A 17,562-nucleotide genomic window follows, 5' to 3' on the forward strand; every position below is an offset into this window, starting at 1 on the left:
CTGGTGTTGCAGTCCGGCCACACCCGGGACACGTTCCCGCTGTTTTCCGTGATTCCCGGCAGGATCGGGCACGCGAATGGCACGGGATCGTAGCCGCAACCGGGAGTCGGTGGATCGTGGACTGGCGCGCGTGCTTACCCGTGTACGGGGCTCGAGCTCTGAGTGTGTAGCTTCACGCCATGCCCTTCGCCTTTGTCCTCGCTCTTGGTGTCTTCGGTGCTCTTGCTGCTCTGCTGGCCGCGATCAACGCCGTGCAGGTCCTCCTTGGGCTCCAGCTCGTCAAACCTTCGGCCAGCAGACGTTCCCCCCGACAGCTTCGGGCCGAGTCGGCCGCTGCCGCCGTAGCCATGCTCGGTGCTTCTGTGACGGCTTTCGGCTTTTTGGCGGGTGGCATGTGGCCGGCGGCGGGCGCGCTTGTACTGCTGCCTGGGTGGATCGCCCTGACCGTGGTTCGTAGGCACTTTGCTGCCGCGTGACATCGATGAATTCCAACGGCTGTGCGGCTCGGCAGGGCCGCCGTCCATCAATTGAGGACGGCGACCGTTGGGGCGTGTCGCCGCTCCTTGAACCGTGGTCCTGGATCACTTTCAGTGCAGGGGCCACGGAGGTTCACCACAACCGCGATCATGAACGCTCGTGGGTGATGCGTTCCTCCAGGACCTGCGGTTTCGCCAGGTCGAAGACGTAGTAATCAAGGCATGGTGGACGAGGGCGAGTTGGTCATCGTGCGAGCCCACGCATCGGCGGAGCGGGCCGCATGCCCCGCCTGCGGGACGATGTCGGGCCGGGTGTCTCAGGGGGCCTGGGGTTCCGTCTTCGATGAAGTTCTGGGCACACCCGATCGACTCGTTCGGCTGGTCACCCATCACTCCGGGCTGTCGACGCGGGCCATGTGCCCAGCCTCGCACATACGACCTACCTCTTCACTCCGTGGTGAAGGGGGCGTATCCGGCCGGAACCTCACTGACGCGCAAGTCAGAGAAGAGCAAGGTCAGGCGGTGCGCGTTCGTCTCGATGCAGACCTCATGAAAGTCGAGCCCTGTGGCTCGGGACCAGCGACGAGCCGCTTCCGACTCAGGGAGAATCGACGCGCCCGGATACATGCAATGCCACATGACGCCCCAGACATAACCATCGAGGTCGGCAGCCGTCCCGTGGTCGATGAGGCGGTCGTCGAGAGAGACACGCCAAGTCTCAGGCGGCACAGAAGACTCGCATAGGGCCTCGACGCAGTACCTGAAGAGGTACCTCCGATGGGCTGGTTCGACGCCGGTTCGGTGATCCGCAGTCATGTAGACGATGACCTCGTAGTCGCGCATGTAGTCGGTGTATCCGTGACGGACGACAGCGTGGTCGAAGGCCTCATCCAGCAGTCGTTCCAGTTCAGCGACGTCCATGCCGCCGTTCTACCTCACGTGATCTGCTCTCCGCAGTGAGGTATTCCGCCGATGCTGGCGGTACTACGGCTCCAGCGACCTCCCGTCCAGGACTTCGATGTCGACGATGGCGGTTCTCGTAGGGTCGAGGTTGAGCGACCGTTCTTGTCGGTGGCGGAGGCCTTCCGGCTCGCGGACGCCGTACCCGCGCGCTACCGCGTGATGATCCTGCTGGCCTCCTTCACCACGCTGCGCTTCGGGGAGCTGGCTGGTCTCCAGCGGTGGGACGTCGACCTCTGCGGCACACTGGGAACACCCTCGCCGCGACGGGCGGGCTTCCACGCGGGAGCTGATGCACCGCATGGGGCACTCGTCGGTGCGGGCCGCGCTGATCTATCAGCACCTCGTCAACTCCCGCGACCACGGGATCGCCGGGCACGTGGACGACCAGATCCGGCGGGTCAAGGGCCGGCCCCCGGCCGCCTATCTGGCACGTGAGCGGCACGGCGGCCCTCACTGGCGGCAAAAGATCAAGGCCCAGGCATCCGGACTCACACCGGACGACCTGGGCCTTTGCCATGCGCTGGGGCCGGTGGGCGTGGACTGGCCCACTGGCTTGGGAGACTTCCCAGCTCAGCCAGTCATCGCCACCGCGGCGCCCCGTCGTTGACCGTGGCCGACCGTCCGATGTGGCACGGAACGAGTCCTGCGCGACCCTCAGTGAGGATCGCACCTTCGCGTTCTCTGAGGTGGCCGACGTCCGCGAATAATGTGGTCGCCCTTTGCACGAGACTGCCTCTACGCTCACCGAAGCGGGATCGCGCGGTCCTGTAGGTTGCGGCGCCGTGGCAGAGCGGTCGATTGCGATCGTCGTAGGGGAAGGTCCCTCCTACGACGCTCCAGTGCGGGTCCGGGCGGCCCTTGCCCTACCTAGCGCGCGGGTTCGAATCCCGTCGGCGCCGCAGCCGACCGTTCCCATCTGCGCGATGCAGACATCGTCAGGTCCCGCTGCGGCCTCAGGCTTGGCGTCGGCGCCGATCACTGACTTGTAAGTTCGGGCCAGGCACCGTGCGACCTGTCGGAAGGCGCCTACTGGAGCGGCCTACGGTCGGCAGTCATCTGCCGACGTTGATGTCATCTGGCGATGTCAGCCGTGCCGCTCCTGTACGCGTTGGGCGTTCGGCAGCACAGTCGGGCGGCATCGGCCATCATGTTCGCATGCCTGAGGCCATATGGATCAAAGTAGTTGGCACCGTACCCGCCGTCCTCTGGGTCGCTTTCGCCGCTACTGTCTACTTCACACTGCGGGGAACAATCATTCAGCGTATGGTTCCGCGGCTCACCTCACTGCGAGCCCTGGGTGTTGAGATCGAGCTTGCCGGGGAGTTGCTCGACCGCGCCCAGGACGAGAGCCAGACGACCGTTACTGCCACTGCTAGACGCATGGCACTGGGAAGACTGGAACACGCTGCGGACTTGCTCAGGGGCGGCAAGGTGTTATGGGTAGACGACCGACCGGAGGGAAACTTCCCGCTCGTCGAGCTCTTCCGTAGCGTCGGCATGCAAGTTGATCTTGCCCTGTCGACGGATGAGGCGGTCCCTCGATTCCGGCGCAAGTCCTATGACGTGATCATTAGCGACTTCAGCCGCGACGGGGACCGGGACGCGGGCATCAAGATGCTCCGAGTTCTCGAACAGTACGATATCGACGTACCTGTGTTGATCTACACGGGGAGATTTACGCCCGAGAGGGGCGTCGACCGGCGAATCTTCGCGGGGACCACCGCACCTGTAGAGCTGGTCCACTACGTCATTGACCTGATGGAGCGGGCCCGCTTGGGCTCGTTGTGACTGGAGACATCTACTTTGTAAGCCTGGTGGTCAGGGTGATCGAGAGTGCGCAGGTCAGTGCGACCGTGAAGAGCTCCCAGCTCGGTCAACAATCTCGGCCGCTTCGAACCGCCGTTACCCGTAGCTGACCGTCTGATGTGGCACGCCACTGCCCTGTCACACCCATCCGTCATGCTCTGGATCGTGGATGAGAACGCCTTCTGGCAGTTGATCGAGGACTGCAAGCCGATGACGCCTGACCCGGATGCAGAGCAACTCGTGGCCGCTCTGACGTCACGGCTGGTCGCAGGTCCTTTGGGTACGGTCAAACAGTTCGCAGAGCAGTTGTCCTGGGCGCTGTACCGGTTGGATCGCAGGGAGTACGGGCACAGCCTGTCGGGCGACGCCTTTCTGTACACCCGGGCCGGTGTGGTTGCTGCCGGCCGAGAGACGTACGACCGGGTGCTTCGGGATCCGGCGGAGTTCGTGCCGTTCGCCACTGGCAACGTATGGGCCGACAGCTTGCTCTACGTCCCAGATCGGGCGTATGAGCACATCACCGGCGAGGAGTGGGGACGCCGGACGCGCTACTCCTATTAGTCCTACTCCAACTCCGCAGGTTGGGCCGACTCCTGAACCACTGCGCTCTGTCGCGCACGAACCAACGTGGCGAACTGGCGGTGCCGGTGGACTCCAGCCGCCGACACCTGCCTTGTAATTTCGAGGCAGGGCGCCTGGTGTTCCCTGGACACCAAAGACATGAGGCTGCCTGGAAGCGGTGACAGTTACCGCTGTCCGTCGTCGTTGATGGCGCGTGTAGATGTCAGAATCGGCGGCTCGGTGCCGTCAGAGATCTGCCTGGCGAACAAGTCGACGAGCTTAGCACCATCCGTCCGACGCCTTCCTCCTCCAAAGCCTCCACGAGCGCCGGGTGAACCTGCCGGTACGGTTGCCCGGCATGGGCGGTCCAGGTTCGCCCCACGGCTCGCCCCACCCTGGCCAGGTGCGCCCTGATGTGAGGAACCGCCTCGTCGTACTTACTGGGGTCCGTGGCCATGGGGACAGTCGATCAAGGCTCACTGATGCGGTCAAGGACACTCTGCGCTCTGAGCTTGGGAATCACCGGCCCCTGCGGCCCCGGTCACGCTCTGACCAGCGGCAACGGCGGTGTGGGTGAACTAATGAGCTCGCCCCAGGACCCGCCGTTGACCGTGGTTCACCGCGCTCTCGGGCACGGAACGGGCACGGCGAGTGGTGTAGCGGCTTGCAGCGGCGGACAGGTATGGATTCACTCTGATCGTGACTGAGTCGGAGAACATGAGCACGCCAGCTCATCAGGCGGTCGAAATGGAGGACGCGGAGACACTGGCCCGCCTGCTCGGTGCGGGGGCCGATCCCAACGAGGTAGTTGGCAACTCGACGCTCCTCACCCATGCAATCGACGTAGAGGGAGATTCTGCGCAGCAGAGTGGGCAGCCCCCGAGGGTGCACACGACGGCCATCCTCCTCGCTTTCGGAGCAGACCCAGAGTTGGAAGATCCCGGTGGGGCCACACCGCTCGCACTGGCTGAGCAATATGGGCACGATGTGGCGATCCGGCTACTTCGAGCTTCCATATCTCGCTCCCGTCGACGCTGGTGGCGGCGCAGACAGCCATAGCCACTCGAACGCGCATCTTCGTCCCGAAGCAATGCACTCGACCGTGTAACCTGCGGCGATACGGCCGGTGACCTACGAGAACTGTTCGCCGCCGTCCCTGGGAGTCCGCCTGCGTGCGGGGTCGTTGTACCGCAGTTAGACACTCAGTCGGTGAGTCACGCTGCTCGTCATCCTTCACCGCAATCGGTTCGCCTCGACTGGTCCAGGGGCGGCACTACTTCTACTGCGACATACTGCTGCCGTGCGTGTGGAGAGCACCATTCAGATCCATGCTGTCCGTTTTGGGGTGACAGTGGGAGCGCTGATCGCGGCGCCTGTCCTGCTGCTGATGGGAGGACTGCTTCGGCGTCGGTACCTACTGCACTCCTACCGCGAGCATGGCCCCGGGCTTCTCAGCAAGGAGGACGGGTGGGTGAGCGCCTCGTACTTCGTGGTCACCAACGCAGTTGTCCGATGGCTGTGTTGGCCCTCCGAGCGAGTGCTTGTTCACTGGGACTCGTGAGGGCTTCGGCCGACCGCCCCAGTCACAGTTGGTCTCTCCTCAGCCACCCCTCGCCGTCTGGCGGGCGGCCGGCGGCCGAACGGCAGCGCGCTGTACTTGCACATCCTGCCGACCATCCGCACTGTGCCGCTGAGGGACATCACCACCCCGCAGGTGCGGCGTTGGCGGACGACCCTCCTTGACCAGGGCGTAGGTGCGGCGACCGTCGCCAAGGCGTACCAGATCCTCCGCGCCATCATGAACACCGCCGTGGACGACGGCCTGGTCCAGCGCAATCCGTGCCGCATCAAGGGCGGGGCCACCGCCCCGAGTGCCGAGCGACCGTTCCTGTCGGTGGCGGAGGTCTTCCGGCTCGCGGATGCCATACCCGCGCGCTACCGAGTGATGATCCTGCTGGCCTCGTTCACCGCGCTGCGCTTCGGAGAGCTGGCCGGCCTCCAGCGGTGGGACGTCGACCTGGAGCGACGCACCATCTCGGTTCGCCGGTCGGTCGCCGAGACTCGATCGGACGGACTGACGGTCAAGGCTCCCAAGTCCGCGGCCGGCGTGCGCACCGTGGCGTTCCCCGCCTCGCTCACCGTGGAACTGGCGGCGCATCTCGCCGAGTATGCCGAGCCGGGCCGCACGGGTCGGGTCTTCGTCGGGCCGCGTGGGGGAGTGCTTCGGCGGAACAACTTCCGGCGGATCTGGCTGCGGGCCATCGGCGCGGCCGGCCTCGGTGACGTCCACTTCCACGATCTGCGGCACACCGGCAACACCCTCGCCGCGACGGGCGGGGCCTCCACGCGGGAGCTGATGCACCGGATGGGGCACTCGTCGGTGCGGGCCGCGCTGATCTATCAGCACCTCGTCAACGGCCGCGACCACGAGATCGCGGGGCACGTGGACGATCAGATCCGGCGGGTGAAGGGGCCGGACCCCGGAAGTCCATCTGGCACGTGAGTGGCACGGCGGCCCTCACTCAGGGCGAAAGATCAAGGCCCAGGCTTCCGGACTCACACCGGTTCACCTGGGCCTTTGCCGTGCGCTGGGGCTGGTGGGCGTGGACGGTTTCGAACCGCCGACATCTGCCTTGTAAGGGCAGCGCTCTACCACTGAGCTACACGCCCGTCGACATGCGAAAGCACACCCTACCCTGCCATACCCCGCGATCGGCAACCGCACGCTCGGTCACCAGCCGGCCACGTGAAGTCCCCGCGAGGTTTCCGAGGCGGGCGCGGCAAGGTGGGCGGGTGGGTACAGGTCACACGAACGGCCGACCGCGACGAGCGCCGCACACCTGGCGGCGCCGGACCGCGCCCGCTCCCCCGGCACGGGATGCGGGCTCAGCGCGCGCCGACGCCACGGGCCTCGGCCACGAGGCTCGGGGGCAGTCCCGGTCCCGCGCACGCGCAGTCGATCAGCAGGTCCCGGTAGGACGTGTTCGCGAGCTTCGGTGCCAGGGCGATCAGGTCCCGCAGGTCGTCCGCCGAGCCGGCCAGGCGCGTGCGATAGGCCGCTCCCGCCGCGCGCAGGGTGACGTCGTGCGGTTCGTGCCGCAGACCCTGGTCGACGAGGGACACCGCTGCGGCGAAGTCGCCCTGCAGAGCGCGTACGTCAGCGAGGTCCAGGTAGAGGGACCAGTTGGTGACGTCCAGTGCCAGAGCGCGTTCGAAGGCCGCCGCGGTCTGGTCCATGTCGCCCATCGCGCGCCAGGTGCCCGCGCGTGCGACCTCGGTCCACATGACGCGGTCGACGGCGTCGGCGCGGTCGCACAGGGCGAAGGCCAGATCGTAGCGCCCGCAGGCGCGGGGCAAGCGGGACATGGCCGCCAGCGACTCGGGCACGGGGCTCCGTTCGGACACCACCTCGACGGCATGGAACCAGGGCGCGAACCGATCGCGCATGGCGGCGGTGTTCAGGTCGTGGCCGTAGTCCAGCGTCCGCAGGCACGCCTCGGCCAGCGCCTCGGCGCTCACCGCGTCGAGGAAGCGCGCGTCGCCGAACCACGGAGCGCCGCCCCACGCCACGTCGGGCCTGACTCCCGTGACCGAGCCGAGGGCCATCACCGCGTTGTCCATGTCCCCGTCGAGGAACAGGAAATACGCCTGCGCCGGCACAGAGCTCAAGGAGACGTCCCCTTCGAGGCCCTCCTCCAACTCCGCGCGCCGGTCCCGTCGCAGTTCACCGAGGGCAGCGTAGGCTTCCGGGGCCGCCGGTGCGGCGGCTATCTCCCCTGCCAGTAGCTTCACGGCGCCCACCGGGTTTCCGCCGCAATGCGCCATCACCTTCGCGAGAGCGACTCCCGCTGCCGTTGTCTGCACCGGGAGAGTATCCCTGGGCAACGGCTTCTGTGGAAACCTCCGATCGCCGGTGGCGCGGCCGTCGGTGACCGCGGCGCGAGCGCCCTCCCGAGCCGTCCTGGGACGTGGGTGGGCGCTCGCGGACGCATGCGTCAGTCACGCGCTGCCGAGCTGGGCGGCCAGGAACACCGCTGCCACCGAGGGACGGACGGCGTACGTCGCGCCCGCGTTCCCCTCGGGGGCCGCCCACCAGGAGAACGGCAGCCGCCGCCCGCTGTTGCCGTGCGCCTTGTTCATGCCGTTCACCACGCCTGCCACGCGCTGTGCCGGAGCGGCCTCGGTCGGACCGCCCAGGGCCATGTCCACCAGCTCCGTGCAGTGGACCCTCCGGCCGGGGGTGCGCAGCAGGTACGCGAGCATCTGCCCTGCCTGCGGCGCCAGTTCCGCCAGAAACGCGGCAGCGCGTGCCACGTCCTGCGGGCCCCAGTCAGGTGCGCCGTAGTGCCCGGCTTCGCCGGAGTGCTCGGCCCATCGCGGATCGGTCTCCGCCAGGTACTCCGCCACATACTCCGTCATGTCCGCCCCCAACTGTCGGTAGTGCGCGCGTCGTTGGCACCGTACCTCTGCGCCCGGCCACCGCGCACGGCGAAGGCCCAGGCCTCCGGTGCGAGTCCGGATGGCCTGGGCCTCGGTCGTGCCGCCCTGCGCGGGCGTCAGTACTGCTCGGTCTCCGCGAAGCCCGCGTCCCCGCCGTCGTCCGCGCCGAAGGCAGCGGCGGTCGGGTCGAATCCGGGCGGGCTGTCCTTGAGCGCCAGCCCGAGTCCGGCCAGTTTCGCCTTGACCTCGTCGATCGACTTCGCACCGAAGTTGCGGATGTCGAGCAGGTCGGCCTCGGACCGCGCCAGGAGCTCCCCCACCGAGTGGACGCCTTCGCGCTTGAGGCAGTTGTAGGAGCGGACGGTGAGGTCGAGCTCCTCGATCGGCAGTGCCATGTCGGCGGCGAGGGCGGCGTCCGTCGGGGACGGGCCCATGTCGATGCCCTCGGCGTCGACGTTCAGCTCGCGGGCGAGACCGAACAGCTCCACGAGGGTCTTGCCGGCCGAGGCCACGGCGTCACGCGGGCGCATGGCCTGCTTGGTCTCGACGTCCACGATCAGCTTGTCGAAGTCGGTGCGCTGCTCGACGCGCGTCGCCTCGACCTTGTACGTGACCTTGAGCACCGGGCTGTAGATCGAGTCGACCGGGATGCGGCCGATCTCCTGGCCCTGCTGCTTGTTCTGGACGGCGGAGACGTAGCCGCGACCGCGCTCGACGGTCAGCTCGATCTCCAGACCGGACCCCTTGCCGTTGAGCGTGGCGAGGACGAGGTCGGGGTTGTGCACCTCGACACCGGCCGGGGGCGCGATGTCGGCGGCGGTGACCACGCCCGGGACGTTCTTGCGCAGGTACATCACGACCGGCTCGTCGTGCTCCGAGGAGACCACCAGCGACTTGATGTTGAGGACGAGATCGGTGACGTCCTCCTTGACACCCGGCACGGTGGTGAACTCGTGCAGGACGCCGTCGATCCGGATCGAGGTGACGGCGGCACCCGGGATCGAGGAGAGAAGGGTGCGGCGGAGCGAGTTGCCGAGGGTGTAGCCGAAGCCCGGCTCCAGCGGCTCGATCACGAACCGGGAGCGGAACTCGTCGACGACCTCTTCGGTCAGTGACGGACGCTGAGCGATCAGCACGAGGTATGGCCTCCAGTGTGTGGCGCCCGCTATGTGACGCCGTAGACACCATGAAGCGTACGTGCGCGGCGACCTCCCATGAGGCCGACCCGCCCGTCCGACCGATCCGTAGGTGCATACTGGGGACGATGACAAAGCCTTCCGCACCGAAGCGCCATCTGCCCACCAGCCCCTTCAAGAGCCCGGTCGCCCCCGCTCCCAAGCACTTCGCGGTGGGCGACCAGGTCACACACGACGTGTACGGTCTCGGCCGGGTGGTCGGTCTCGACGACGGCCCCGCGGCACTCGTGGACTTCGGCTCGACGCAGATGCGGATCCTGAGCCCCTACGCCAAGATGACGAAGCTGTAGGACCTCCGTGCCGGGTCACGGCACACCAGGCCCCTTCCGGGACCTGATCAACGGAAGGGAACCCTCCCATCGAACTGACGTCGCTGTTCTCCGCCCCGGAAGGGCAACAGAGCTGTGCCGCCGCAGCACCGCCGTCCCCCGCGACGAACCCCTTCCAGGCCCCGGACTTCGGGGAAGACGACACGCACCTGCTCGAGGCCGGACAGGACTCCGCCCCGGACATCGGCGCCCTGCACCCCACGGCCCCGTAGGCGCCGCGGGCGGCGGCGGTCCCGGCAGGTGGGACCGCACGCCGTCTCCGTCGCCGCCGTGACGGTGAGCTCGTCCGCACGCCCGGTCCTGCTCCGGCGGCGCCCCGAACGGCTGAGCCGAGGCGGGTGGGGTGCTCGGCACTCGGACGCCGAGCAGACCGGCGGCGGCGCCGGATGCGGCGACGTGCGGGACCGCGGTCCCGCGCGTGTGGCGGCGTGGTGGCCGCGGCGGGCAGGGCAGGGACCCGCCGGTCGCCCGCCCCGGCCGAGGCCGCCAGGGCCGTCTGCGGCCCGCTGCGGCCGGTTCGACGACGCGATGGGCGTCGAAGAGCAGCCGAGAGCGGGCCCTCCGGCGTCGCCGGCCCTCGAAGGAGCCCGTGCCGCACGGCCGTCTCGCCTCACCCGTTTGCCGACGGGCGCTTCACCCACCTGGCCCCTGTGCTGGCGCTGCTGGGCTGTGTCCGTGGTCCGCCGTGTTTCCATCCCGTCAGGAGGCACACATGATGCGTGAGGACCCACAGCAGGACACCCACCCGCAGGCGGGTGCGTCACGGCGGCAACTGCTCGCCGCGGCCGCCCTGGCGCCGGTGCTGGGCGGGGCGCTCTCCGCGTGCGCGCCCACCGGGACGTCGAAGCAGCACAACCACGCGACGGTCATGCCCGTGCGCACGTCCCTGACGGAGTGGAAGGACGTGGCGGTCGCGCTGGGACGGACCGGGGACATCAGGCGCGAGTTCATGTACCACACGGGCCTGCCCCGCCGGGACCTCAAGGTGGTCTCGCAGGGCGTCACCGTCAAACCGGGGCTCGCCCTCGGCTCGCACGTGTCCTTCGTGCGCTACGCCGACGGGAACACGCTGCTGATGGGCGACGTGGTCGTCACCGAGAAGGAAATGCAGTCGTTCACCGACGTGCTGCAGGAACGCAAGATCGAGCAGACCGCGATCCACAAGCACCTGCTGTCCCAGACGCCCGAGATCTGGTGGGTGCACGTCCACGCGCACGGCAAGGACCCCGTGGCCATCGCCAAGGGCCTGCGGGCGGCGCTCGACAAGACCGGCGCCCCGCCGCCCGGGCGGCCGGCCCACACCGTGCCGCGCAAGCTCGACCTGGACACCGCCGCCATCGACAAGGTGATGGGCGTCAAGGGCGGCATCGACGACGGGATCTACAAGAACACCTTCGTGCGCCGGGAGACCATCACGGACAACGGCATGGTCCTGCCTCCGGGACTGGGCTCCACCAGCGCGATCAACTACCAGCCGCTGGGCGACGGCCGGGCAGCGGTCAGTGGCGACTGCGCCATGATCGCCAGCGAGGTCCAAAACGTCCTGTCGGCCCTGCGGAAGGCCGGGTGCCAGCTCGTCGAACTGCACAACCACGGGCTCGTGGACGAACCGCGGCTGTTCTTCGTCCACTTCTGGGCCGTGGGCGACGCCCTCAAGCTCGCCAAGGGGATCCGTACCGCGCTGGACGCCACCAACGTCAAGGGGTTGGCGGTGGAGATCGGCTGACCACCCGCCGACCGGTCGGCGCCGCCCTCGCGTGTGCCGACCGCCGCTCCATGGGGGATGCCCGCCGTGGAGCGGCGGTCGGCTGCGGCGCCCCCGGGTGCGCGGGTACACCGCCCTGGGGGTGAACCTGCTGCCGGGGGTTTCGGGCGGGGTCCCGATCCGGATGCTCTGGTGCCTCGCCCCAGGACCGGCAGCTCGCCGGCCCGGGGCTCGCCGGGCGGGAGCCGACGGAGAGCGACGGCATCATGCCCGCGCTGGTGACTTAGAGGTCGCGCGGATAGGCGGGGTGGAGAAAGGAGCGGGTCGAGGGCCGAGCCGGGCAAGGCGGAGAAGGGAGACGCAGCGGAGCTGCGGCGACCGACGACAACGCCGCCAGGCGAGAGCCATCGACCCGCGACGCCGGCCCGCCTATCCGCGCGGCCTCTTACGGGCGTGCTCCTTTTCACCGTGCTCTGGTGGGCGGCCGACCAGCCGCCGGCCGCCCGGACGGCGCTCACCGCGCACGGCTACCGGCTGCTGGGCGTCCTGTCCACGTGCGTCCCGTCGGCGGCGCTCATCGCCGGTTCCTGATCCTTCCGTCGGACACCCCCGGCGCCACGCCGCTCCTCAGGCCGGGGTGCCGACCGCCGGGCCGGAGGGAGCCGAAGGCGCCGAAGGGGCGGGGCGGGCGGTGACGCGGCGACGCCGGGTGGGCATGCCGATCGTCGGGTGGGCGACGCCCCAGGCGGCGCCCTTGCAGATCAGCTCCTTGTAGACGGCGGCCAGCCGTCCGGTCAGGGCCGCGTCGACGGCGCGGTCGTCGGCGGTGACGAACTGGATCAGGCCCTCCTTGCGGCCCAGCGAGACGCACTGGTTGAAGTACCGCAGCGGCACCTCGGGGACCTTGCCGCCGGTCAGGCGGGCGGCGATGGCGTCGGCGGCCTGCCAGGCGGTGGGGATGCCCGAGGCGCACGACATCCGCAGCGGCTTGCCGCCGGGGCCTGTCGCCAGGGCGGCGTCGCCGACGGCGTAGACGTCCGGGTGGGAGACCGAGCGCATGGTGCCGTCGACGACGATCTGGCCGGTCCCGGAGGTCTCCAGGGTGGTGGCGCCGGCGATGGGGTGGACGGCGAAGCCCGTGGTCCACACGGTGACCGCGGCCGGGATGCGGGTGCCGTCGGCGGTGGTGGCATGGTCGGCCGCCACTTCGGTGACGGCGGTGTGCTCGTGCACGGTGATGCCGAGCCTGTCGACGACCTTCCGCAGGTGCCGGGCGCCCTTCGGGGAGAGCCAGTCGCCGAGGCCGCCGCGGGCGGCGAGGGCGACGTCGAGGTCCGGGCGGGCCTCGGCGATCTCGGTGACGGTCTCCAGGCCGGTGAGGCCGCCGCCGACGACCAGGACGGGCCGTCCGGCCTCCAGGGCGGCCAGTCGCTCGCGCAGCCGCAGTGCCCCGGGGCGGCCGGCGACCTGGTGGGCGTGCTCGGCCGTGCCGGGGACGCCCTGGTTGTCCCAGCCGCTGCCGAGGGCGTGGACGAGGGTGTCGTACGCCAGTTCCCCGGGGCCGTCCGGGCCGTCGACCGCCACGGTGCGGCGGTCGGCGTCGACGGCGGTGACCTTCGCCGTCCTCAGTTCGACGCCGGTGCCCGCGAACATCTCGCCGAGGGGCCGGGGTGTGAGGTCCTGGCCGGCGGCGAGCTGGTGCAGCCGGACGCGCTCGACGAAGTCCGGCTCGGCGCTGACGAGGGTGATGGCCACGTCCTCGCGGCGCAGCCGCCGGGCGAGACGCCCGGCGACGCTGGCTCCGGTGTACCCGGCTCCGAGGACGACGATGCGGTGCTGCATGTCCTGGCTCCTGTCTGCTCTCCGGCTGATGCGCCCCTTGAACCGGGCGGCCCGCCGTTTCCTGACAGGAACGGGGTGTGAGGTATATCACGCCGGGGTCAGAAGGCGCGCAGCAGGGGTTCCCCGTGGTCGGAGGCGGCCGCCCAGCGCCGGGTGACGCGTTCCAGCTTGTCGGGGTTGACCTGGCTGCGGACGGCGGCGATGCCGTCCTCGGTCACCTCCAGGCACATGACGCCGACGACCCGTCCGCCGACGACCGCCACGACGGCGGGGCCGCCGTTGACGGTCATCGCGTACATGTCGGCGGCGCCGCCGACCAGGGCCCGCTTGGCCTCGGCGGGCCGGAACAGGCCTCGCAGGAACTTCGCCACGGCGAGGGCGCCCTCCAGCGCCCTGCTGCGGGCCGGGACCTTCCCGCCGCCGTCGCCGACCGCGACGGCGTCCTGGGTCAGCAGCCGTACGAGGGGCTCGGTGCGGCCGCTGGCGGCGGCCGCCAGGAACTCCTCGACGACCCGCCGGGCCGCGGCCTCGTCCACGCCGGCGGCGGCCTTGCGGGCCCTGCCGTCCGAGACGTGCTTCCTGGCGCGGTGGTGGATCTGCTGGCTGGCGGCCTCGGTGATGTCGAGGATCCCGGCGATCTCGCGGTGCGGGTACCCGAAGGCCTCGCGGAGCACGTACACGGCGCGTTCGCCGGGGGTGAGGCGTTCCAGCAGGACGAGGACGGCGTAGGAGACCGATTCGCGCTGCTCGGCGGTCTCTGCCGGGCCGAGCATCGGGTCCCCGGCGAGCAGCGGCTCGGGGAGCCACTGGCCGACGTAGGTCTCGCGGCGGGCCCGGGCCGAGGTGAGCTGGTTCAGGCACAGGTTGGTGAGCACCTTCGTCAGCCATGCCTCGGGGACCTCGACGCGGTCGACGCCGGCGGACTGCCAGCGCAGGAAGGTCTCCTGCACGGCGTCCTCGGCTTCGCTCGCGGAGCCGAGCAGACGGTAGGCGAGGGCCTCCAGGCGAGGCCTGGATGCCTGGAACCGGTCCACGTCGTGCGAAGTCAGGGCCATGGCCCGGATTCTAGGCCGCGGCGTCCAGGCGTACGACGGCGCCGATCTCGACGAGCTGGTCCGGCAGCGCCAGGTCCGACACGCCCATGACGGTGCTCGTGGGGCGGTGGTCGCCGCAGTAGGCGGCGTGCAGGCGGGCGGCGGTGTCGAAGTGGTCCCGCAGGCCGCGGACGAGGACGGTGGTCTCGACGATCTGGTCGCGGCGGGCCCCGAAGTGCTCCAGCACGCGGTCGAGGTTGCCGAGGGTGGTCCGCATCTGCGGTGCGAAGTCCCCTGCCCCGACTAAGGTTCCGGCGCTGTCGTGGGACAACTGGCCCGAGATGTAGAGCGTGTCGCCGGGCTGCACGGCCTGGCTGTAGCCGTAGAGCGCCTCCCACGGCATGCCGAAGTCGAATGTCCTGGAGCGGACGGTCACGGTGGTCTCCTCGTCGCCGACTGGTTCCGGCCCCGCGTGGACGGGGCCCGACAGCTCAGACCGCAGCCGCCGCGGGGCTGTGACAGGAGCGCCGCCGCCGCGAACCCGCCGGCCGGAAGGCCCGCGGCGGTCGCCGCGGGCCTTCCGGCCGGGATGTGCTGCGGTGAGCGGTCGAGTGTGGGCCCCGGCTCCTAACGGAACGGGAAGAAGCCGCCGAAGCCGCCGAAACCGCCGACAGGGACGGCGACGGGAACGATGACGGGGACGGGGACGAAGCTGCCGTAGAAGCCGTAGTTTCCGCGGAAGCCGCCGAAGCCGCCACCGCCCTGGACGTGGTTCGTCACGGCTGCCTGCCGGGCGACCGAGGGCGCGGCCTGCGGAGCCGCGTCGGCGGTGCCCGCCGCGACGAAGGCGAGCATCGGTGCCGCGAGCGCCGCGGCGAGAGTCCGGCGGACGGTGATGTTTGCGCGCATTGTCAATCTCCTTCGTACGGGAAGATTGCTGGACAACGGCCGTGCCATTTCCGACCGTCGTCGAACCGGCTTCGTGTGCCTGGAGCCGGTAGGACGAGGGGCACGTGACCCACGCGTTCTCGCTCACCGGGCAGGGACGCCGTGATGCAAAGGGCGGCAAACGCCGAGGACATGACCGTGACACGGGTGGGGCCCGGAGTCAAAAGAAAGCACGGGGGAACTGCACCGCGCCGGGCGCTTCACCGCAGGTCAGGGCATGTGCGATGACCGTGTCGGAAAAGTTCCGGGCCCCCGGGCAGCACAGTCACCCACCAGCACCCCATGGCCATGACCAAGGGTTCGAAGTCACCCTCCGTGGCCGTCGACCGGACCCTTCCGCGCGGCCGGTCCGCGGGCGGAGAGCGACCCACTCCATTTTCTTGACGCGTCAACCAATGACCTCTATGTTCGATTGACGCGTCAAGCAATCGGGCCGGCGCGAGCCGCGCGCAGTCCCCCAGGATGAGGAGTCACGACCATGGCACAGCCGCACGGTGAGGAGCTGCAGGCGCTCCTGGAGCGACAGGCGGAGCTGAGGGACCGCTACCTCCTCCCGGCCGGGGAGCGTCCCGCGCCCGCGACGCAGGGGGTCCACCACGCCGCGTTCATCGCCCGGGACGTCGAGGAGACCATCCTCTTCTACCGGGATGTCCTCGGCCTCCCGTTGGTGGACCTGGTCGAGAACCGGGACTACCCCGGTTCGACGCACTTCTTCTTCGACCTGGGCGGCGAGAACATGCTCGCCTTCTTCGACTTCCCGGGGCATCCGCACCCCGACTACGCGGAGACGGTCGGCGGCGGCCACCACCTCGCGCTGGCGGTCACGCCCGAGGTCTACGCGACGGTGAAGGCCCGCCTCGACGAGCGGGGCATCGCCTACGCGTCCTTCCCGACCGAGGTCGCCGAGAGCTTGTTCCTGGCCGACCCCAACGGGCTCCGGATCGAGCTGAACACGGAGCCCAAGGGCTACGCGCTGGGCGAGTACATCCTCTGAGCCGTCCGGCCCCCTCCACCGCGCGGCGGCGCCCCGCCGCGCCGGATGGCGGCGGGGGCGAACGGAGGGTCGGCAGGGGACGGGCGGCGGGCGGTCGTCCGCCCCCGTCCGCGTCGGCTACGAGGTCCGCGCGTCCTTCTCGCGGAGCGCCTTCTCCACCGCGTCCCGTACGCGGCTGTCCTCGCGCTCCTTGCGCCGCGCGCGGCCGCGGCGGTTGAGGAGGACGACCGCGGCGACGGCCGCGGCGAGGAGCAGCAGCAGCAGGAGCAGGACCCAGGGGACGGCCCAGCCGTGAGCGGTGGCCTCGACCGGGTCAAGGGGGGTGATGCTGCCCGCGGCGTCGGTGATCAGGGGCGTGAGGGTGGCGGTCGCGGTCAGGCTGACCGCGGGCGCCACGCCGTGGACGGGCACCTTCACCTTCCAGCTCTCGCCCGGGAGCAGTTCGGGCAGCGCGGCGATGTCGCCGGCCTTCGCACGCAACCAGCCGAACGGACCGGCCACCGAAACGGACTGACGTGCCGTCAGCATGGCGTTGCCGGTGTTGTGGATCGTGTACGTGACGGTGGCGTCTCCCGTGCCGAACGGGTTGGCCGGGCCGCTGTAGTCGACGTGGAGGTCCTCGACGGTGAGCTTGGGCTTGAGTGCGCCGCTGACCCGCAGCTTGACCCGGATGCCCAGGCGCCGGTCCACGTTGATGCCCTGCGCCTCGTCCGACTGCTTGAGGGAGGTCAGGATGCCGCCGACGTAGTCACCGGGGGTGGCGTTGTCCGGGACGGTGACGGTGAAGGGGATCTCGGCGGTCTTGCCGGGCTTGATCTCGACGCTGTCGCGGTCGGCGTGGACCCAGGCGCCGATCCCGACGGACTTCTTGTCCTTGGTGAGCAGGTCGAGCTGCCCGGTGCCGGTCGTGTAGCCGTCGGCGGCGTAGAGCGCGAGCCGCAGCGGTGAGCTGCTGCGGTTGGCCACGACCATGGCGTCCTTGACCTGACCGCCGGGGTTGGCGGTGTAGTTGTAGCTGGACCGGTCGTCGCCGAACCCGTTCGCGGCCGTCCTGACCGTCCAGGTGACGTCGCCGTCGGCCGCCCGGGCGGGTCCGGCGTGGAGGCCCACGAGGGCGAGGGCCGTGAGCAGGACCAGGACGGCGGCGCGGACGAGGGGCGCCGTGCGGCGCGGTACGGACGGGTTCATGTCGGGGTTCTCCTGGAGCGGGAGGCGGGGGGGGGGGGGGGGGGGGGGGGGGGGGGGGGGGGGGGGGGGGGGGGGAGGGG

18 protein-coding genes and 2 tRNA genes are annotated in these 17,562 nt (G+C 69.8%); 10 read left to right on the forward strand and 10 right to left on the reverse strand.

Going from position 1 to position 17,562, the window contains the following annotated elements:
• Positions 1–179: 179 nt before the first annotated feature.
• Positions 180–476 (forward strand): hypothetical protein, encoded by a 297-nt coding sequence (locus ACRWND_RS22575; protein WP_431952227.1) that lies wholly within the window; start codon positions 180–182, stop codon positions 474–476.
• A gap of 447 nt (positions 477–923) precedes the next feature.
• Here the strand turns inward: ACRWND_RS22575 and ACRWND_RS22580 are convergent, their stop codons facing one another.
• On the reverse strand, positions 924–1,397 hold the full coding sequence (locus ACRWND_RS22580; RefSeq protein WP_431952229.1) for a HalD/BesD family halogenase: 474 nt from the start codon (positions 1,395–1,397) through the stop codon (positions 924–926).
• A gap of 340 nt (positions 1,398–1,737) precedes the next feature.
• Between ACRWND_RS22580 and ACRWND_RS22585 the strand changes: the two genes are divergently transcribed.
• The 5 genes from ACRWND_RS22585 (at position 1,738) to ACRWND_RS22605 (ending at position 6,309) form a co-directional block, all read left to right on the forward strand.
• Positions 1,738–2,046: a hypothetical protein gene (locus ACRWND_RS22585; protein ID WP_431952231.1), complete on the forward strand. Its 309-nt coding sequence runs from the start codon at positions 1,738–1,740 to the stop codon at positions 2,044–2,046.
• Positions 2,047–2,215: 169 nt separating this feature from the next.
• Positions 2,216–2,338, forward strand: a tRNA-OTHER gene (locus tag ACRWND_RS22590).
• Between the two features lie 256 nt (positions 2,339–2,594).
• Positions 2,595–3,227: a response regulator gene (locus ACRWND_RS22595; RefSeq protein WP_431952233.1), complete on the forward strand. Its 633-nt coding sequence runs from the start codon at positions 2,595–2,597 to the stop codon at positions 3,225–3,227.
• Between the two features lie 183 nt (positions 3,228–3,410).
• Complete coding sequence (locus ACRWND_RS22600; protein ID WP_431952235.1) at positions 3,411–3,806, forward strand: DUF4240 domain-containing protein; 396 nt, start codon at positions 3,411–3,413, stop codon at positions 3,804–3,806.
• Between the two features lie 1,684 nt (positions 3,807–5,490).
• Entirely contained in the window at positions 5,491–6,309 is an 819-nt protein-coding gene (locus ACRWND_RS22605; RefSeq protein ID WP_431952237.1) for a tyrosine-type recombinase/integrase, read from the forward strand.
• A 92-nt stretch (positions 6,310–6,401) separates the two neighbouring features.
• Here ACRWND_RS22605 and ACRWND_RS22610 read toward each other — a convergent pair.
• The 4 genes from ACRWND_RS22610 to ACRWND_RS22625 form a co-directional block, all read right to left on the reverse strand.
• Positions 6,402–6,476, reverse strand: a tRNA-Val gene (locus ACRWND_RS22610).
• Positions 6,477–6,692: 216 nt separating this feature from the next.
• A complete protein-coding gene (locus ACRWND_RS22615) occupies positions 6,693–7,631 on the reverse strand; it encodes a tetratricopeptide repeat protein (protein WP_431952265.1) in 939 nt (312 codons plus the stop codon).
• Positions 7,632–7,805: 174 nt separating this feature from the next.
• Complete coding sequence (locus tag ACRWND_RS22620) at positions 7,806–8,225, reverse strand: DUF6416 domain-containing protein (RefSeq protein WP_431952239.1); 420 nt, start codon at positions 8,223–8,225, stop codon at positions 7,806–7,808.
• Between the two features lie 137 nt (positions 8,226–8,362).
• Positions 8,363–9,382, reverse strand: coding sequence for a DNA-directed RNA polymerase subunit alpha (locus ACRWND_RS22625; RefSeq protein WP_431952241.1), 1,020 nt, complete (start codon positions 9,380–9,382; stop codon positions 8,363–8,365).
• A gap of 128 nt (positions 9,383–9,510) precedes the next feature.
• Here ACRWND_RS22625 and ACRWND_RS22630 point away from each other — a divergent pair, with 128 nt between their 5' ends.
• The 3 genes from ACRWND_RS22630 to ACRWND_RS22640 all read left to right on the forward strand — a co-directional run bounded on the left by ACRWND_RS22630 (position 9,511) and on the right by ACRWND_RS22640 (position 12,067).
• Complete coding sequence (locus ACRWND_RS22630; RefSeq protein WP_431952243.1) at positions 9,511–9,732, forward strand: hypothetical protein; 222 nt, start codon at positions 9,511–9,513, stop codon at positions 9,730–9,732.
• Positions 9,733–10,483: 751 nt separating this feature from the next.
• A complete protein-coding gene (locus tag ACRWND_RS22635) occupies positions 10,484–11,497 on the forward strand; it encodes a DUF1259 domain-containing protein (RefSeq protein ID WP_431952245.1) in 1,014 nt (337 codons plus the stop codon).
• A 432-nt stretch (positions 11,498–11,929) separates the two neighbouring features.
• Positions 11,930–12,067, forward strand: coding sequence for a hypothetical protein (locus ACRWND_RS22640; protein ID WP_431952247.1), 138 nt, complete (start codon positions 11,930–11,932; stop codon positions 12,065–12,067).
• A 36-nt stretch (positions 12,068–12,103) separates the two neighbouring features.
• Here the strand turns inward: ACRWND_RS22640 and ACRWND_RS22645 are convergent, their stop codons facing one another.
• The 4 genes from ACRWND_RS22645 to ACRWND_RS22660 all read right to left on the reverse strand — a co-directional run bounded on the left by ACRWND_RS22645 (position 12,104) and on the right by ACRWND_RS22660 (position 15,261).
• A complete protein-coding gene (locus ACRWND_RS22645; protein WP_431952249.1) occupies positions 12,104–13,318 on the reverse strand; it encodes an NAD(P)/FAD-dependent oxidoreductase in 1,215 nt (404 codons plus the stop codon).
• A 98-nt stretch (positions 13,319–13,416) separates the two neighbouring features.
• Complete coding sequence (gene sigJ / locus ACRWND_RS22650; protein ID WP_431952251.1) at positions 13,417–14,373, reverse strand: RNA polymerase sigma factor SigJ; 957 nt, start codon at positions 14,371–14,373, stop codon at positions 13,417–13,419.
• Positions 14,374–14,383: 10 nt separating this feature from the next.
• A complete protein-coding gene (locus tag ACRWND_RS22655; protein WP_431952253.1) occupies positions 14,384–14,788 on the reverse strand; it encodes a RidA family protein in 405 nt (134 codons plus the stop codon).
• Positions 14,789–14,979: 191 nt separating this feature from the next.
• Positions 14,980–15,261, reverse strand: a complete 282-nt coding sequence (locus tag ACRWND_RS22660; RefSeq protein ID WP_431952255.1) for a hypothetical protein — start codon at positions 15,259–15,261, stop codon at positions 14,980–14,982.
• 517 nt (positions 15,262–15,778) lie between these two features.
• Between ACRWND_RS22660 and ACRWND_RS22665 the strand changes: the two genes are divergently transcribed.
• On the forward strand, positions 15,779–16,294 hold the full coding sequence (locus ACRWND_RS22665; protein WP_431952257.1) for a VOC family protein: 516 nt from the start codon (positions 15,779–15,781) through the stop codon (positions 16,292–16,294).
• Positions 16,295–16,411: 117 nt separating this feature from the next.
• Here the strand turns inward: ACRWND_RS22665 and ACRWND_RS22670 are convergent, their stop codons facing one another.
• A complete protein-coding gene (locus ACRWND_RS22670; RefSeq protein ID WP_431952259.1) occupies positions 16,412–17,482 on the reverse strand; it encodes a WxL protein peptidoglycan domain-containing protein in 1,071 nt (356 codons plus the stop codon).
• Between the last annotated feature and the right edge of the window lie 80 nt (positions 17,483–17,562).

Origin of the sequence: Actinacidiphila sp. bgisy167 (assembly GCF_965342175.1) — a bacterium.
GTDB lineage: Bacteria > Actinomycetota > Actinomycetes > Streptomycetales > Streptomycetaceae > Actinacidiphila.

What these genes read in the sequence shown, in the direction of transcription:
- ACRWND_RS22660 (WP_431952255.1), bottom strand. Translation starts at nt 15,261, where the DNA reads ATGCGCGCAAACATCACCGTCCGCCGGACTCTCGCCGCGGCGCTCGCG.
- ACRWND_RS22615 (WP_431952265.1), bottom strand. Translation starts at nt 7,631, where the DNA reads ATGGCGCATTGCGGCGGAAACCCGGTGGGCGCCGTGAAGCTACTGGCA.
- ACRWND_RS22575 (WP_431952227.1), top strand. Translation starts at nt 180, where the DNA reads ATGCCCTTCGCCTTTGTCCTCGCTCTTGGTGTCTTCGGTGCTCTTGCT.
- ACRWND_RS22595 (WP_431952233.1), top strand. Translation starts at nt 2,595, where the DNA reads ATGCCTGAGGCCATATGGATCAAAGTAGTTGGCACCGTACCCGCCGTC.
- ACRWND_RS22635 (WP_431952245.1), top strand. Translation starts at nt 10,484, where the DNA reads ATGATGCGTGAGGACCCACAGCAGGACACCCACCCGCAGGCGGGTGCG.
- ACRWND_RS22630 (WP_431952243.1), top strand. Translation starts at nt 9,511, where the DNA reads ATGACAAAGCCTTCCGCACCGAAGCGCCATCTGCCCACCAGCCCCTTC.
- ACRWND_RS22580 (WP_431952229.1), bottom strand. Translation starts at nt 1,397, where the DNA reads ATGGACGTCGCTGAACTGGAACGACTGCTGGATGAGGCCTTCGACCAC.
- ACRWND_RS22620 (WP_431952239.1), bottom strand. Translation starts at nt 8,225, where the DNA reads ATGACGGAGTATGTGGCGGAGTACCTGGCGGAGACCGATCCGCGATGG.
- ACRWND_RS22665 (WP_431952257.1), top strand. Translation starts at nt 15,779, where the DNA reads ATGGCACAGCCGCACGGTGAGGAGCTGCAGGCGCTCCTGGAGCGACAG.
- ACRWND_RS22670 (WP_431952259.1), bottom strand. Translation starts at nt 17,482, where the DNA reads ATGAACCCGTCCGTACCGCGCCGCACGGCGCCCCTCGTCCGCGCCGCC.
- sigJ (WP_431952251.1), bottom strand. Translation starts at nt 14,373, where the DNA reads ATGGCCCTGACTTCGCACGACGTGGACCGGTTCCAGGCATCCAGGCCT.
- ACRWND_RS22585 (WP_431952231.1), top strand. Translation starts at nt 1,738, where the DNA reads ATGGGGCACTCGTCGGTGCGGGCCGCGCTGATCTATCAGCACCTCGTC.
- ACRWND_RS22645 (WP_431952249.1), bottom strand. Translation starts at nt 13,318, where the DNA reads ATGCAGCACCGCATCGTCGTCCTCGGAGCCGGGTACACCGGAGCCAGC.